Source organism: Novosphingobium sp. 11B, assembly GCF_054589055.1.
Window position 1 is genome coordinate 1 of record NZ_BAAILP010000283.1, and the last position, 596, is coordinate 596.

Sequence of the window (596 nt, forward strand, 5' to 3'; positions counted from 1 at the left end):
GCGCCCGAACTGCTCGACTTCCTGTCGCCGATGCCGGACCTTTACAAGAACTACCCGATGGACACCGCCGTGCGCGTGTTCTGGATGAAGATCGACCTCGAAACCAACTGGAAGTTCGCCACCGACAACTTCTCCGAAAGCTATCACACCCGCACCGCGCACCCGCAGGTGCCGCCATGGATCGACCAGGACGTCGACACCGCGCGGCACGAGATGTGGGCGAACGGTCATGGCCGCACCGTGCAGCCGATGCGCCCCTCGCTGTCGGATCGCCTGCCAGACGGCGTGGTGCATCCCTTCGACATGATCCTGCAGGCGTGGGACATCGATCCCGCCGCCTACCCGGACTACGAGACCAAGGCGATGCAGGGCTGGCTCGACCTCAAGGCCGCCAAGAAGCGGCTGTGGAAGGAGCGCGGCTACGTCCACTACGAGCACATGGACGACGAGGAGATCACCGACAGCCCGCATACGGTGATGTTCCCCAACGTCACCATCAGCTTCCTGCCGGACAACCTGATTTTCTTCCGCACCGAGCCGCACCCCACCGACCCGAACAAGTGCACGTTCGATCTGTGGTGCATGGCCTTCCCGGT

Annotated in this window: 1 protein-coding gene; it reads left to right on the forward strand. The window is 63.4% G+C overall.

From position 1 onward, the window contains the following. Positions 1-596, forward strand: a 596-nt coding sequence (locus ACYPYD_RS24320; RefSeq protein WP_459666008.1) for an SRPBCC family protein, incomplete at both ends; no start/stop codon positions are given.